Origin of the sequence: Amycolatopsis sp. NPDC004079 (assembly GCF_040610415.1) — a bacterium.
GTDB classification, from domain to species: Bacteria; Actinomycetota; Actinomycetes; order Mycobacteriales; family Pseudonocardiaceae; genus Amycolatopsis; species Amycolatopsis halotolerans.
In genome coordinates this window covers 33,891-47,921 of sequence record NZ_JBEXMH010000052.1, presented here as the reverse complement: position 1 = coordinate 47,921, position 14,031 = coordinate 33,891, and the positions used below count along the sequence as shown (strand labels likewise).

General features: G+C 68.7%; 10 protein-coding genes. 4 read left to right on the top strand and 6 right to left on the bottom strand.

The features are described from left to right. Window positions 1-14: 14 nt before the first annotated feature. Complete coding sequence (locus ABZX37_RS37025; RefSeq protein WP_344283063.1) at window positions 15-254, bottom strand: hypothetical protein; 240 nt, start codon at window positions 252-254, stop codon at window positions 15-17. Window positions 255-422: 168 nt separating this feature from the next. Between ABZX37_RS37025 and ABZX37_RS37020 the strand changes: the two genes are divergently transcribed. Continuing rightward, window positions 423-2,717: a helix-turn-helix domain-containing protein gene (locus ABZX37_RS37020; RefSeq protein WP_354747635.1), complete on the top strand. Its 2,295-nt coding sequence runs from the start codon at window positions 423-425 to the stop codon at window positions 2,715-2,717. Here the strand turns inward: ABZX37_RS37020 and ABZX37_RS37015 are convergent. After that, on the bottom strand, window positions 2,674-5,220 hold the full coding sequence (locus ABZX37_RS37015; RefSeq protein WP_354747633.1) for a DEAD/DEAH box helicase: 2,547 nt from the start codon (window positions 5,218-5,220) through the stop codon (window positions 2,674-2,676). The two genes, ABZX37_RS37020 and ABZX37_RS37015, sit on opposite strands and share 44 nt — an antisense overlap. A 391-nt stretch (window positions 5,221-5,611) precedes the next feature. On the opposite strand from ABZX37_RS37015, the gene ABZX37_RS37010 reads away from it, so the two are divergent. Then, window positions 5,612-5,995: a hypothetical protein gene (locus ABZX37_RS37010; protein WP_354747631.1), complete on the top strand. Its 384-nt coding sequence runs from the start codon at window positions 5,612-5,614 to the stop codon at window positions 5,993-5,995. Window positions 5,996-6,617: 622 nt separating this feature from the next. Here the strand turns inward: ABZX37_RS37010 and ABZX37_RS37005 are convergent. Then, window positions 6,618-7,577 (bottom strand): DMT family transporter, encoded by a 960-nt coding sequence (locus ABZX37_RS37005; RefSeq protein ID WP_354747629.1) that lies wholly within the window; start codon window positions 7,575-7,577, stop codon window positions 6,618-6,620. Between ABZX37_RS37005 and ABZX37_RS37000 the strand changes: the two genes are divergently transcribed. After that, window positions 7,576-8,985 carry a PLP-dependent aminotransferase family protein gene (locus ABZX37_RS37000; RefSeq protein ID WP_354747627.1) on the top strand — a complete coding sequence of 470 codons (1,410 nt, stop codon included), beginning with the start codon at window positions 7,576-7,578 and terminating at the stop codon, window positions 8,983-8,985. The genes ABZX37_RS37005 and ABZX37_RS37000 overlap by 2 nt on opposite strands. On the opposite strand, the gene ABZX37_RS36995 is transcribed toward ABZX37_RS37000, so the two are convergent. Further along, window positions 8,982-10,478 carry an AMP-binding protein gene (locus ABZX37_RS36995; RefSeq protein WP_354747625.1) on the bottom strand — a complete coding sequence of 499 codons (1,497 nt, stop codon included), beginning with the start codon at window positions 10,476-10,478 and terminating at the stop codon, window positions 8,982-8,984. The two genes, ABZX37_RS37000 and ABZX37_RS36995, sit on opposite strands and share 4 nt — an antisense overlap. Before the next feature lie 9 nt (window positions 10,479-10,487). Next, window positions 10,488-11,363, bottom strand: coding sequence for an alpha/beta fold hydrolase (locus ABZX37_RS36990; protein WP_354747623.1), 876 nt, complete (start codon window positions 11,361-11,363; stop codon window positions 10,488-10,490). A 70-nt stretch (window positions 11,364-11,433) separates the two neighbouring features. On the opposite strand from ABZX37_RS36990, the gene ABZX37_RS36985 reads away from it, so the two are divergent. After that, a complete protein-coding gene (locus tag ABZX37_RS36985) occupies window positions 11,434-12,066 on the top strand; it encodes a TetR/AcrR family transcriptional regulator C-terminal domain-containing protein (protein ID WP_354747621.1) in 633 nt (210 codons plus the stop codon). Window positions 12,067-12,103: 37 nt separating this feature from the next. On the opposite strand, the gene ABZX37_RS36980 is transcribed toward ABZX37_RS36985, so the two are convergent. Next, window positions 12,104-13,921: an NAD(P)/FAD-dependent oxidoreductase gene (locus ABZX37_RS36980; RefSeq protein WP_354747619.1), complete on the bottom strand. Its 1,818-nt coding sequence runs from the start codon at window positions 13,919-13,921 to the stop codon at window positions 12,104-12,106. Window positions 13,922-14,031: the final 110 nt, after the last annotated feature.

The window sequence follows — 14,031 nt, the reverse complement described above, 5'->3', positions numbered from 1 at the left end:
GAAGGGTTCCGGAGTTATCTGAACTGGTACCGGCAGACGGCCACCGCCACGACGATCAGCAGCAGCACGCCCACCAGCACGAGGCACCCGACCCCGCCGCTGGCCGACCGGCGGCGCTCCGCCTGCCCCCTTGGCGGAACCCCGGGATGGCACTCGGCGTAGTGCCGCGTCCGCTGCTCGGCGCTGCCGGCCCGCGTGAGCCAAGGCGTCCGGTAGCCGCATTCGCCGCACCAGTACCGGTAGTCGGCGGCCATACCCGGGTTCCTTCTCTCTTCCGACGACGCGACCGGGCGGGGAGCCGGTGCCGATCATGGTCGCGTTCGCGCAGGTCGGGGCGCCAGAGCACAAGCCGGTCAAAGATGACCGGCCCGCGCGGTAAGGTCCTTTGCGGGAAAGCGGGCGCACAGTGAGGGGTCTCCGCGGTGACGAGCCGGGCCGGCGATCTGCTGCGGGAGATGCGGCGGCAGGCCGGGTTGACGCAAGAGCAATTGGCGGAACGCTCCGAGGTCAGCGTCAGCACGATCCGGCGGCTGGAGAACGGCAAACCCATCGATCCGCGGATGGGTACGGTCAAGCTGTTGGCCGACGCGCTGGGAAGCACGACAGCCGAACGCCGCGCGCTGCTGGCCGAGTTCGGCGTCTCCCCCGCGCCCGAGGAGATTGAGCCGCCGCGAATCCGGAGCGCGCTTGCCGACGCCGCGGACCAATTCGCGCAGGTGGTCGCTTCTCGCTGGCAGCGCGAAGAAGAGCAACGCCGGGTCCACGATCCCTTCCCGCTGCCGGTCCGATGGCAGCTGGCGTCCGAACGGCTGACCGATCGCTGGGACAACATCCGCGGCGTCCCGCCCGGCGGTGCGACGGAACCGCTGAAGCTGGACGGCGAACTGGACGACGTCGCGGACGTCTACCGGCGGATCCCGTCCGGACGGCTGGTGGTCCTGGGACGAGCCGGTTCCGGGAAGACGATCCTGACGCTGCGGTTCGTGCTGAGCCGTCTCCGGACGCGCTCCGCCGGCGAACCGGTGCCGACGATCTTCGCCGTCAGCGCGTGGGATCCGACGGCCAGCACGCTGCGGGACTGGCTGATCGAACGGCTGCCGCAGGACTACCCCGACTATCCCGGACTGACCGCTTCCCTCGCCGCCGAACTGGTTGAAACCGGGTGCGTCCTCCCGGTTCTGGACGGGTTCGACGAGATCTCCGGCGGCTTGCACGCCGCCGCGCTGGCCGCACTCAGCGCCACGTCATTGCCGTTCCTGCTGACCAGCCGTCCCGGCGAATACGCGACAGCGGTCGCCGCGACCGACGTGCCGACTTCGGCCGCGGGCGTGGAACTGCTCGACCTGACCCCGGCGGATGTCGCGAATTACCTGCCCCGCACAACCTCCCGCGACGGAAACCTGTGGGGCCCGGTGCTCGCCGAGGTGCGCGACCGTCCCGACGGTCACCTGGCGACGGCGCTGAGAACACCGCTGATGGTGGGCCTCGCGCGGACCGTCTACAGCGACGTCCCCGGCCGGGACCCGGCGGTTTTGCTGGACACCACCCGGTTTCCGACCTCGGACGCCGTCGAAGACCACCTGCTAGCCAGCTTCGTGCCCACTGTGTACCAACACCGGCCCCCGCATCTGACGCGCCCGCTCCGGAGCTGGGATCCCGGACGCGCCCAGCGGTGGCTGGGCTATCTCGCCCAGCACGTGGGCCAGCTCGACGACCACGACCTGGCCTGGTGGCAGCTGGGCACTTCGCTGCGCCGGTCGTCGCGGATCCTCGCCGTCGTCGCGGCTTCGACGCTGGCGATCGCCGTGCTGAACTGGCTTGTCTTCGTCCCGCTTGACCTGATCGGCCGTGGGACCGCGTTCACCTTCCGCGCGGGCCTGATGGACGGGCTCCTGATCGGGCCGATGGTCGGGCTGGCCTTCGGACTGGTCTACGGCCTGATGATCGTGTACGGCCGGAAGACGTTCGAACCCTCCCGCTTCCAGATCCGGCTGCGGGGAAGACATCGCTCCGGACGGCAGTTCGTCCGCGCGTACGCCGCCCGGCTCGGCACCGCCCTGCTGGGCGGCTTCGTGATCGGACTCGGATACGGCCCGGTGAACACCGCTTTGCACGGCCTGCTCTTCGGATTCCCGCCGGACGGCAAGTCCCTGGTCGAGAAAATGCTGGTCCCCACGCTCGTCTACGGACTCGTCTTCGGGCTCGCCGCCGGTCTCGTGTTCGGACTGATGGCCGCCCTGGAGATCCCGCTGGACGTCGGCTCGGCCGCCACCCCGCTCGGCCTGCTGGCCACAAACCGCACTACCGCGGTGCGGCAGTTGCTGATTCTGGTGCCGACAGTCGCCCTCGCCATCGCTTTCGGCGGGTGGCTGCTGGTTGAGCTTCTGCAAGGTCCGCTGGGTCCTCTTCGCTGGCCGCTGTCGTCGGGCCTGCTCATCGGTGCTGTGGGCGGTCTGGGTGGCGGGCTTTCTTATGTGCTGGCGTTCACGGCTTGGGGACAGTGGGTGCTGCTGGCGCGGATCTGGCTGCCGCTGACCGGTCGGCTGCCTTGGGCGGTGACGACGTTTCTCGACGACGCGTACCGGCGCGGGGTGTTGCGGCAGGCTGGGGCGGTGTACCAGTTTCGCCATGCGCGGCTTCAGGATCATCTCGGGCGGGCGTACCGGGCGCACGCTACCGGTCAGCGAGTTCTGAGTACTCCCGAAGCCAGCCGGTAGCCCGGTGGTCGCCGCGCCAAGTGAAAACTGCGGCCGTCCGCTGGGAACCATCGGCCTCATGGTCCTCGATCGAAGCCTTTCCCTGTGTGACTGGGCGCATCCGGTAGGCCCGGCCTGCCCAGGCAAGGAGCACACTCCCCTCCGGAGCAGTGGCATTGGTTCGATTGGAGTGAAGGTCGATAGTCACCGCAGTCGCGCGTTCGCGCAGCAGCGCCTGATAGTCCTCGTCGTCGAGTCGGCAGTGTCGCGGTCTGCCGGTGGCCGTCCAATCGGGGCTTCGAAGCCCTCGTGCCCTGGCGGCTCGCCATAACTCCGGCACTAGCTCCTCGGCGTTCGGCGGAGTCGCCATCTGCTCGAAGATCCACAACAGCCGCCCGGCGCCGCGCGGAGGTCCGCACCTCCGCCATTTGACCCGTCTGCTCAGGTCTCCGGCAACGATCGCGCACCACGGGTGCACGGTGCCCAATTGCCCCTGAGTGCTGATCCAGTGCAGATAGCGCGGGGCTTCCTCGAGTACCTGGTACAGCGCGGTGTGGGGGATCCCCGAAATGGATCGCACAGGGCGGCGGAACAGACCCGGATCGCCTGCGACCATGAGCAATGCCGCACGGGCCAGGTCGCCAGGCTGGTAGCCGCTGTCCCCGCCCGGCCTCAGCAGCCGGTCAACGGCTTCTTTGAGCGGCTCGGTGATCGCCGCTTTCCTGAGCTTGGGCACCAGCTCCGACACCACGTCGACGAGCGTCCGCTCGGCTTCGGCGGGCGAATCCGGCAACGGGGCGTCGGCAAGGGCGAGCCGAAGTTCGCGGCCGACCTCAACCGGCACCATCAGGCGCGCGGTCAGCTTTCCGAGTTCGGTTGGCGTGAGGCGGACTTCCCCATCCGCAGCCGTCTCGGTCAAGTACTCCGCGTCGACGAGGAATTCGACCGCGGCACGCAAGGGCTGCGGACTTCGGCTCCCTTGGTGGTGGGCCAGCGTGCCCGCCCACCATTCCTCGGCCTCGCGGAGGGACCGAATCCGATGCTGGATCGCTTCGGCGAGAACGTGATCGGCGAGGCTCGCCTCGATCCGGGAAGCGACTTCGTGCCCATCCACCAGCCGGGCCTGCCAGGCAGCGCGTTCCTCTTCGGTGACGATCAGGAATGCCCAGCCCTCGTGCTCGCCCACGCCGATCCGGCCTGCCCGGCCGAACATCTGCTGCACGGTGGCCACGTCGATCGGGTTCATGCCGACCTCGGTGTCCTGGATGACCACCGCGCGGGCCGGCAAGTTCACCCCGGCGGCGACCGTCGTCGTGGCGACCAGTACGTCGATCTCCCTCGCCCGGAACGCTTTCTCGGCCTCGCGCCGGTGTTCCCAGCCCTTGTAGTGCAGACCGACGCCTGCCTGGTCGCAGACCTCGCGCAACCGGTCCAGGTCGTCTGGGTGCACCCCGCCGATCTCCACGCCTCGCGAACCGGCGATCACGAGCGCGGTGCGCCGCACGTTGCGCTTGCTGCCGCAAAACACCAGTACGCTGCCATTGTCCCGGGTGATCATCTTCGTGATAGCGCTGGCCAGCCGAATTCGAGACGTCTCGACGAGGCTCCAGTCCCGGTGCGCGGCGATCGCCGGGAGCTGCCAAGTCAGCTTGCTCGGGCGCCAGGCGACGCGGACGAGGCGGGCGCCCAGCCAGTCGGCGATGCCATCCGCGTTGGACACGGTGGCAGAGAGCCCCACGATCCGCATCTGCGAGTCAGACCCGCGCATCCGGGCCAGCAGCGCTTCCAGCACCGGGCCTCGGTCGACGTCGCCGAGCAGGTGGATCTCGTCGACGACGAGACAACCCACCTCGGCCAGCGCTTCGCGAAGAGAGGTAGTTCTGCAGACGGCTTCGAATTTCTCCGTGGTGGCGACCCAGACGTCGGCGTCGCGGAGGCGCTGGATGTCTGTGCTGTACTCGCCGGAGAGCCGTTCGACCCGCATCCCCGTGCGCCGCCAGTGCTCCAATTCCCGATCGAGTTCGTCGGTCAGCGACCGCTGGGGCACGAGCCAAACAGCTTTGCGGCCCTCGCCCAGCACGGTACGCAGCACGGCCGCCATCCCGATGACGGTTTTCCCCGCGCCGGTCGGCGCGACGACAACCATGTGCTCGCGGCCGTCGAGTATCCGGGGAATCGCCTCGGCCTGAGCCGGATTGAGCGTGTGATGAGGCAGATAACGCAGCCACTCGGCCGGTACGACCTGGTCGGCCGGCATCGAACCGGACGCAGCCGCGTCAACCGGGGCATGCGTGTCCCACAACATCGTGAAGGCATCTCGCGCGGCCTTGGCCGAACTGCCGGAAACGCCCGCGAACTCGCGTTGCACCGGCCTGATGAGCGCGCACTCCGACGAAGTGGCCGAAACCTTGCCGTTGCCCTCGATGACGACTTCGTCTTCGACGAGATAGCGGACCTGGCGGACCGCTACGTCGTCAGCCGCGAGTTTCTCGCGCAATTCGTCGAAATCCGGACCCGCGGGCAAGAGAACTCGCGTGTCTGCTCCAGGTTCGAGACCCGAAAGGTCGGCAGCAGGGTCGGAAACCTTCATCCATAAGCGTTCGGCAACGGAGCGTCGCGCCGATCCGTCAGCAGCAAGCCCCGGCTCGCTCATCCCCGTTCACCACCTCCACCGCGGCGTTCGACAGGCGCGGCCCACCCTGCGGCCACACTAGCCAAATCCGTCGCGGAAACGGCCCGGCAATACCGGATCTCAAAACAAGCCCGCGCTCCGGTAGCCTGCGGCCAGGCTTCGCCCGGTCGCTACCCCCGGGTGCCACGGCCAGAGAGGAGATGCGATCCGAGTGAGCAGTTATATCATCACCATCGCACCCGACACGGGAGATGGCAGCGTCGCTGCTCCGCCGCTGACGAGCGTGATCGTCGACGCGACGACGCCACAACCTCGGATCGTCGAACTGAAGGTGCGGTCGACCGGAAACGGCCTGACCTCGCAGAGTATTCCTCCTGTCGATCTCGATCTGCTCGTACGTGCGTTCCTGCCATCCGCGGAAGAGCCGGGCAAGCCAGCCGTGAAGTTTCGGCAGGCAGTCGCGGAGACTCCCGAGACGCCAAGTGATCCCCCGGGGAGCGGCTCGCCCGACGGAGGCGGCCGCGCGTATCGGAAAATGCCCGAGGTCGCCGAGGTCTTGGCCGTCTACGAACAGACCGGAACAGTCACGGCGATGGCCGCGCACTTCGGAGTCCCCAGGCACACCGCTCAGGGGTGGATGGGACGTATTCGCCGGATGGACCGGTGAAACCGCGCTCACGAGGAGAGAGCAGCGATGGCTGACTCCTACACCATCCGGATCGCTCCCACGTCGGGCAGTGCGGGAGCCTCCGCGACCCTGGTAGTCGAGCTGGCTTCCGGCGAACCTCGGGTGACCGAGGTCGTTATCCGGGCGGGCACCGGGGAAGACACGTTGCCCGAAGAGATGCTCAACGTCGATTTCCCAGAACTCCTGCGAGCGGTCTCCGCGATGTCGCGTGGTGCGCGACCAGCCTCTGACAGCAGCACGGCACCGTCCGCAGCAGACCAGGACCGCGATCACGGCGAAGCAATGCCCCTGCCGGGGTTCGCAGAACACCCGCCGCGACCCCGGCGTGCCTCCCCGAAGAACTCGAACGCGATCCCAGAGCCCCCCTCCGACCTCGGGAAGATGTACTGGAAGCTGGCAACGGTGGCAAAGGTCGCCGGTCATTACCGCGTTTCGCGCCACGTGGCGCAGGACTGGATCCGCGGACTCCGCAAGTCGGGCGCACTGCCTAATCCCTGGCGCGCGCCGGACTCACCCGCCACATGAGCACGCCAATACTTCCGAGGTACGGACAAGCCAGCCCTCTCCCAGAACTGCGGATCCAGCCGGCAAAAAGTCTCGGCTATCCCGTGCTGTCGGCCACCGTCTCCCGAGCCTGCACCGGAGGACGAGCAGTCCGGACCCGCACCGCGCTCCCCGCGCACACCACCACTGCGACGCCGCCCAGGATGGTCTGCCAGGTCAGCTCTTCGCCCAGGAATACCGCTGCCCACAACAGATTCAGCACCGGCTGCACCAACTGCACCTGGCTGACCTGAGTCATCGGCCCCAGCCCCAGTCCCCGGTACCACGCGAAGAAGCCCAGATACATGCTCACCACCGCCAAATACGCGAAGGCGGCCCACTCGCCCACTGTCGCATGTGGAGGGTGGCTCGCCATCGACACGACGGTCAACCCGACCATCAATGGCGAAGCGACCACGAGAGCCCACGAAACGGTTTGCCACGCGCCCAATTCCCGCGCGAGCAAACCGCCTTCTGCGTAGCCGACTGCGGCGGCCAGTACGGCACCGAAGAAGAGCGCGTCCGACCACTGCACTCCGCTGAGGCCACCGCCTTGCAGGACGGCGAAACCGATCGCGGCGACGGCACCCACGGCGGCCAGGGCCCAGAACGTCGCGGGTGGGCGTTCGCGCGTGCGGAGGACCGCTACTACGGCCGTCGCGGCAGGGAGTAGCGCGATGACGACCGCGCCTTGGCTGGCGGAGGCGGTGGTGAGGGCGTAGGAGGTCAGCAGCGGGAAGCCGATCACTACTCCGCCCGCGACGACGGCGAGGCGGAACCATTGAGTGCCGCGTGGGAGACGTTGTTTGGTGACGATCAGCGCGACGGTCGCGAGCACCGCGGCGACCACTGCCCGGGCGGAGCCGATGAACATCGCCGAGAGGCCGCCGTTTTCCACGGCGAGCCGGGTGAACGGCATCGTGAACGAGAACGCCACGACACCGAGCAGACCCCACCAGAGACCGGCCCGGGGTAGCGCCGGTGCCGCCGGAAGAGTAGCGCTATCCTTCAGTTTCATGTCCGACGATAGCAGCTCACGGATCGCTTCGACACTGCGCGAGTGGATCAGCACCGCACCGGCCGGAGCGAAGCTGCCGTCGTCGCGGGAGCTGGTCGCTCGGTATTCGGCCAGTCCGGTGACTGTCCAGAAAGCACTGCACAGCCTGTCTTCCCAAGGACTGGTGGAGAGTCTGCCGGGCGTCGGCACGTTCGTCCGTGCCGCGCCGACCACCGGGTCCGGCGACTACAGCTGGCAGACCGCCGCACTCGGAAGCCCAGGGCACGGGCTGCTCAAACAGCCCGCGTCACTGCAACCGGCCTCCACAAACTCAGTAGCGCTTCACTCCGGCTATCCCGACCCCGAGCTACTGCCGGAACGTCTCGTCCGGAGTGCGTTCTCCCGGGCCGCCCGCACGGCCGCGCTGGTCGGACGGCCGCCGACCGCGGGCGTTCCCGAACTGCAGGCCTGGTTCGCCGCGGAACTCCGCGCGGCGACGCTGGCCGGGATCGCGCCGGTCACGCCTCGGGACGTCGTGATCACCCCGGGCAGCCAGAGCGGCCTGGTCACCGCATTCCGCGCGCTGGTCGGGCCGGGGCAGCCGCTGCTGCTGGAATCGCCGACTTACTGGGGCGCGATCCTCGCGGCGAAGAAAGCGGGAGTCGCGGTGGTGCCGGTGCCGAGCGGCCCGAACGGACCGGATCCCGACGAGCTGGCCAGGACGTTCGAGCAGACCGGCGCGCGGGCTTTTTACGCGCAGCCCAGTTTCGCCAGCCCGACCGGCGCGCTGTGGCCTCCCGACCTGGCCAGCCGTGTCCTCGACACCGTCCGCCAGCACGGCGCGTTCCTGATCGAGGACGATTCCGCGCACGATTTCGGCATCACCGCGGAACCGCAACTGCTCGCGGGCCGCGACGACGACGGCCACGTGGTCTACCTCCGCTCCCTCACCAAGAGCGTCTCCCCCGCGATCCGCGTCGCCGCACTGATTGCCCGCGGCCCGGCGCGCGACCGGATTCTCGTCGACACGCTGGCGGAGTCGATGTACGTCAGCACGGTGCTGCAGACCGTCGCGCTCGACGTCGTGACCCAGCCCGCGTGGCGCACCCATCTGCGCCGGGTCCGGCATCAGCTCAAGACCCGCCGGGATCTGCTGCTCACCGGGCTCCGCGACCACGCGCCCGCGGTGCACGTGGAATCCGTGCCACAGGGCGGGCTCAACCTCTGGGCCCGGCTGCCCGCGACGGTCGATCTGACACACGTGGTCCGCGACTGCGAAACCGCCGGCGTCCTCATCGGCCCCGGCGACGAATGGTTCCCCGCCGAACCCACCGGACGCTTCATCCGCCTCAACTACGCCGGACCAAACCCCGGCGCGTTCACCGACGCCGCGCGAGTAATCCAGGAAGCGGTCGCGGCCAACGCCTAGTTTTCCGCGCGCAGAGCAGCTTTTTGCACCTTTCCGGACGGCGTCAGCGGCAGAGCGGGCCGGAGCACGATCTGGCGCGGGACCTTGTAGTCGGCCACCTTTCCCGCGCAGAACTCCTTCAGCTCCGCCTCGGTGACCGTCGCATCCTGTGCTGGGACAACGTAATACCGGCCAATCTCCCCCAGCACCGGGTCGGGAACGCCGACTCCGGCCGCCATCAGCACCCCGGGGTGCTCGGCGAGGACGTTCTCCACCTCGACCGGGTAGATGTTGAATCCGCCTTGGACGAACATGTCCTTGGCGCGGCCGTGCAGGGTCAGGTAACCCTCCTCGTCCGCGCGGGCCATGTCGCCGGTGTGCAGCCAGCCGTCCGCGTCGACCGCCGCCGCGGTTTCCGTTGGCAGGTTGTGGTAGCCAGCCATGATCGACGGGGTCCGGAACAATAACTCTCCAGTTTCGCCAACGGGCAGCGCGTCTCCGGACGGGGAGGCGATTTTTGCTTCCACGCTCGGGAAAGGAACGCCGATGGAGCGTTCGGTCGCTTCCGTGCTGGCACCCCACGGCGTCATCACGACCGCGCCGGAAACCTCGCTCAGCCCGTACAGATTCATCACGGTCGCCTTCGGGAACGCGGCCGTAAGGCGTTGCAGCAGAGCCGGTTCCGCGTTCGCGCCGCCGGTGACCACGACGCGAATCGCGGACGTGTCGACGCCGGCGAAACGTTCGTGGTTCAGCAGCAGCGTGTGCATTGTCGGGACGCCGACCCACATCGTCAGGTCAGCGGCCCGGAACAGGTCGGCGGCGGCACCGGCGTCGAAGGACGGCAGCAGCACCGTCCGGCTGCCCGCGACCAAAGCGGACAGGATGCAGCAGGTGATGCCGCTGACGTGATTCAGCGGGACGGCCACCGGCAGCACATCGGCGGGGCTCAGCTGGAGGTGGTCGGCTTCAGCGGCGGCGGACGCCAGCTGGCCGCGATGGGTCAGCGTCGCGCCTTTGGGACGGCCGGTGGTGCCCGAGGTGTAGATGATCATCACCGGGTCGTCGTCTTCGACCGCCGCCGACGCTGCGGCCAGCGCTTCGTCAGGCTCCGCTGAACCCAGTTCGGCGAACGTCACGACGGAAACGCCCGGCAGGTCGAGTTTTTCCAGCAGGGCAAGGAAATCGACGTCGCCCGCCGACGGCTCGGTCACCACGAGCCGTGCGCCGGAATCGGTGAGGATGTGCGCGAACTCGGTTTCCCGGTATCGCGGACTCAGCCCGACCACGACGGCACCGATCTTCGCGGCGGCGAAGTACACCGCCAGCCATTCCGGCGTCGTGCGTCCGTTGACCGCGATCCGGTCGCCGCGCCGCAAGCCCCGCCGCAGGAAGTCGGCGGCGATCCGGGCCGACCACGCGTCCATCTCGGCGAACCGGAGGTCACGCGAACCGGCGGTCCAGCCGACGGCGTCCGCGGAGGCGGTGCGGAGCAGGTCGTGAATACGCGTCATCGCTCGTCCTCACTGGGTCAGGTGGACGGCGAGGAAGTCGAGCTGATCCGCGACGACCTTTTCGACCACAGGCGGATGGTAAACCGTGAAGTGATCCGCGTCGTAATGCTTCAGGACCGCGCGCGGCGCGTCGTCGGCCACGCGGGCGGCGATCGACGGATCGATGAGGTTCTCGCGGTCGCAAGCACAGATCAGCAACGGACATCGGACGCGCGAGGCCTGCGCGGCGGCGTGGTAGAACACCATGTCCAGCCCGGACGCGGCGGTGATCCGGTTGTCGAACCGGCAGCCGTCCGGCGTGACCGATTCCCAGCCTTCCAGCGCGCCGGGCTGATTCACGAACGCCAGCTCGCCGGGACTGCCGACCAGCGGAACGTACCGGCGCGGCAAGCGCAGCGCGGACCGCAGCAGGTCGGAGACGATCGGCACGGTGAACCGCGCGAGATGCCGCGGCCCGGCCCGTGCGACGACGGCCCGGCCGCTGAACACCGGGCACTGCACGACCGCCGCGGCCACCGACGGATGCCGCGCCGCGGCGGCGAGCACGTGGCTGGAGCCGAACGACGTGCCCCACAACGCGATCCGGCCGGCGTCGATGTCCGGCCGCGCGCGGGCGAACGCCAGCGCCGCGTCGACATCCTCGGCATACCGGCGCTGGCTGACCAGCTGCCGGGGTTCGCCGCCGGACTCGCCGAGGTGCCGGAAATCGAACGCCAGCACGGCGAAACCCGCCGCGGAGAACCAGGTTTCGTACTGGCCGAGCATCATCTCGTGCGTCGCGCCGCCGCCGTGCACGAGCACGACCGCCGGATGCGGTCCCGGTCCGTCCGGGACCGTCAGCCAGGCCGCGCACTGGTCGCGGCCGGAACGGAAGCTGGTGCGCATGACCCTCCCTTCAAGTACGTTGTACGTGAACCCAGTTAAACACGTACCTTGTACTTAATCAAGGAGAATCATGCCCGCACCGCGGAAGTTCACGCGAGCACGGCTGCAGGCCGCCGCGCTCGCCCTGGTCGACGCCGCCGGCCTGGACGGCCTGACGATGCGCAGCCTCGCGACCGAACTGGGCACCGGGCCGATGACGATCTACAACTACGTCGACGGCCGGGACGGGCTGGAGCAGCTCGTCACGGAAGCGGTGATGGCAGAGGCGACCTGGCCGGATCCGTCCGACGACTGGCGCGCCGACGTGCACGCGGTCGCCGAGGGAATGTGGCGGGCGGTGCGGGCGCATCCGCACGCCATCCCGCTGATCCTGACCCGCCGCAGCTTCGACCTGACGACGCTCCGACCGGCCGAAGCCCTGGTGCGGGCGCTGGCCCGCAGCGGACGATCCGGGGCCGGACTGCTGGTCGCGTTCCGCACGGTTTCCGCTTTCGTGACCGGCTCCGCCCAGGCCGAACTGGCCGGTCCGCTGTCGCGCGACGCGGACGCCGCCGAGACCGCCGACCGGATCGCGGAACTGCATCAAGACCAGTTCGCCGGGCTCCTGGAAATCGCGCAGGCCGCCGCGGCGAGCGATCCGGAAACCGAGTTCGCCGAGGGAATGCGCGTCGTCCTGGTTGGCCTGCAAGAAAAAACCCGGTGACCGCACTCGAGGCGGCCACCGGGTTTCCCGCACCGCGTCAAGACAGGTGATGCACGTCCTGCAGTCCGTACACCGGCGTCTCAAGACCTTCGAACCGCGCCTTCAGCTGCAGCGCAAGATACAGCGAGTAATGCCGCGACTGGTGCAGATTCCCGCCGTGGAACCACAATCCCTCCTGCTGGGTGGGCTTCCACATGTTGCGCTGCTCGCCCTCCCACGGGCCCGGGTCCTTGGTCGTTTCCGAGCCGAGGCCCCAGCATTTGCCGACCCGGTCCGCGGTTTCCTGCCCGACCAGGTCGGCGACCCAGCCGTTCATCGAGCCGTAGCCGGTCGCGTAGACGACCACGTCGGCTTCCAGCTCGGCGCCGTCCGACAGCACCACCGAGTTCGCGGTCAGGTGGTCGACCTGGCCGTGCGCGAGCTTGATGCTGCCGTCGGCGACGAGCTCCGAAGCGCCGACGTCGATGTAGTAGCCCGAGCCGCGGCGCAGGTACTTCATGAACAGGCCGGAACCGTCGTCGCCCCAGTCGTGCTTGAAGCCCGCCGCCTCGAGCCGGGCGTAGAAGTCCGCGTCGCGCTCGTGGATCGCCTGGTACACCGGGATCTGGAACTCCGGCATGATCCGGTACGGGATCGACGCGAAGATCAGGTCGGCCTTCTCGGTGGTGACGCCCGCGGCCAGCGCGCGCTCCGAATACAGGTCGCCGAGACCGAGGTCCATCAGCGAATCCGACTTCACGATGTGCGTGGACGAGCGCTGCACCATGGTCACGTCCGCGCCGTGCTCCCACAGCGCGGCGCAGATGTCGTGCGCCGAGTTGTTCGAGCCGACGACGACCGCCTTCTTGCCCGCGTACGCGTCCGGGCCGGGGTGCTGCGACGAATGGTGCTGGTCGCCCTCGAACTCGTCCATTCCGGGGAACGACGGCAGATTCGGCTTGCCGGACATGCCAGTCGCGAACACCACGTGCTTCGGCGTGAGAACCGCTTCTTCTCCGTCGCGGTCCACCGTGACGTGCCACTGCTTCGCGTCGTCATCCCAGACCGCGGAGGTGACCGCCGAACGCGTCCAGTACGGCACCTCCATCAGACCCGTGTACATCTCCAGCCAGTCCGCGATCTTGTCCTTCGGCGCGAACACCGGCCAGTTCTCCGGGAACGGCAAGTAGGGCAGGTGGTCGTACCAGACCGGGTCGTGCAGGCAGAGGTTCTTGTACCGCTTGCGCCACGAATCGCCGGGCCGGTCGTTGCGCTCCACCACCAGCGAGGGCACGCCGAGCTGGCGCAGCCGGGCGCCGAGCGCGATCCCGCCCTGCCCGCCGCCGATCACGACGACGTAGGGCTGCTGGCCGTAGCCGAGCGTCTCCCGCTCCTCGGCCCGCTTCTCCGCCCACGACCGGCGGCCGCGCACCACGCCGTGCTCGACGCCCTTGGGCCGCCGTTCCCGCTGGGACTCCTCGAATCCTTTCAGCTCGCGCAGGCTGGTGAGCAGCGTCCACGCGCCCTCTTCCTTCAGCCGCAGATGCCCTTTCGCGCGTCCGGCCGCGGTCTCGAACTCGATCCACGCCTCGGTGACGCCGTCGCTTTCCGTCGCCGGTTCGGAGGTACGGAATCCGCTCGGGTCCGTCGCTTCCAGACAGCCGCCGAGCAAGCCCGCGACCCCGTCCCGGCCCTCGACGGTCTTGAGGTTCCAGGTGAACGAAACCAAGTCGCGCCAGTAGGAATCGACGGCGAACAACGCCGCGGCGGCCTCGACGTCGCGGGCGGTCAGCGCGGCCTCGAACCGGGCCAGCCAGTCCTCGACCCGGGCCTGCGGCGTACTCGCCTCCGCGATCCGGTCGACTGTCTGTGTCATCGCTACTCCTCGGACGTCGCTGTCGTGGTGTAGCGCCGATCACACTCTCCGGACGACGGGCGCGGCAAGGGTTGCAGCGAGTTGCACGCGCCCGGTGCATGGAAACATCG

What these genes read in the sequence shown, in the direction of transcription:
- ABZX37_RS37025 (WP_344283063.1), bottom strand. Translation starts at nt 254, where the DNA reads ATGGCCGCCGACTACCGGTACTGGTGCGGCGAATGCGGCTACCGGACG.
- ABZX37_RS37000 (WP_354747627.1), top strand. Translation starts at nt 7,576, where the DNA reads ATGTCCGACGATAGCAGCTCACGGATCGCTTCGACACTGCGCGAGTGG.
- ABZX37_RS37005 (WP_354747629.1), bottom strand. Translation starts at nt 7,577, where the DNA reads ATGAAACTGAAGGATAGCGCTACTCTTCCGGCGGCACCGGCGCTACCC.
- ABZX37_RS36995 (WP_354747625.1), bottom strand. Translation starts at nt 10,478, where the DNA reads ATGACGCGTATTCACGACCTGCTCCGCACCGCCTCCGCGGACGCCGTC.
- ABZX37_RS36990 (WP_354747623.1), bottom strand. Translation starts at nt 11,363, where the DNA reads ATGCGCACCAGCTTCCGTTCCGGCCGCGACCAGTGCGCGGCCTGGCTG.
- ABZX37_RS36985 (WP_354747621.1), top strand. Translation starts at nt 11,434, where the DNA reads ATGCCCGCACCGCGGAAGTTCACGCGAGCACGGCTGCAGGCCGCCGCG.
- ABZX37_RS36980 (WP_354747619.1), bottom strand. Translation starts at nt 13,921, where the DNA reads ATGACACAGACAGTCGACCGGATCGCGGAGGCGAGTACGCCGCAGGCC.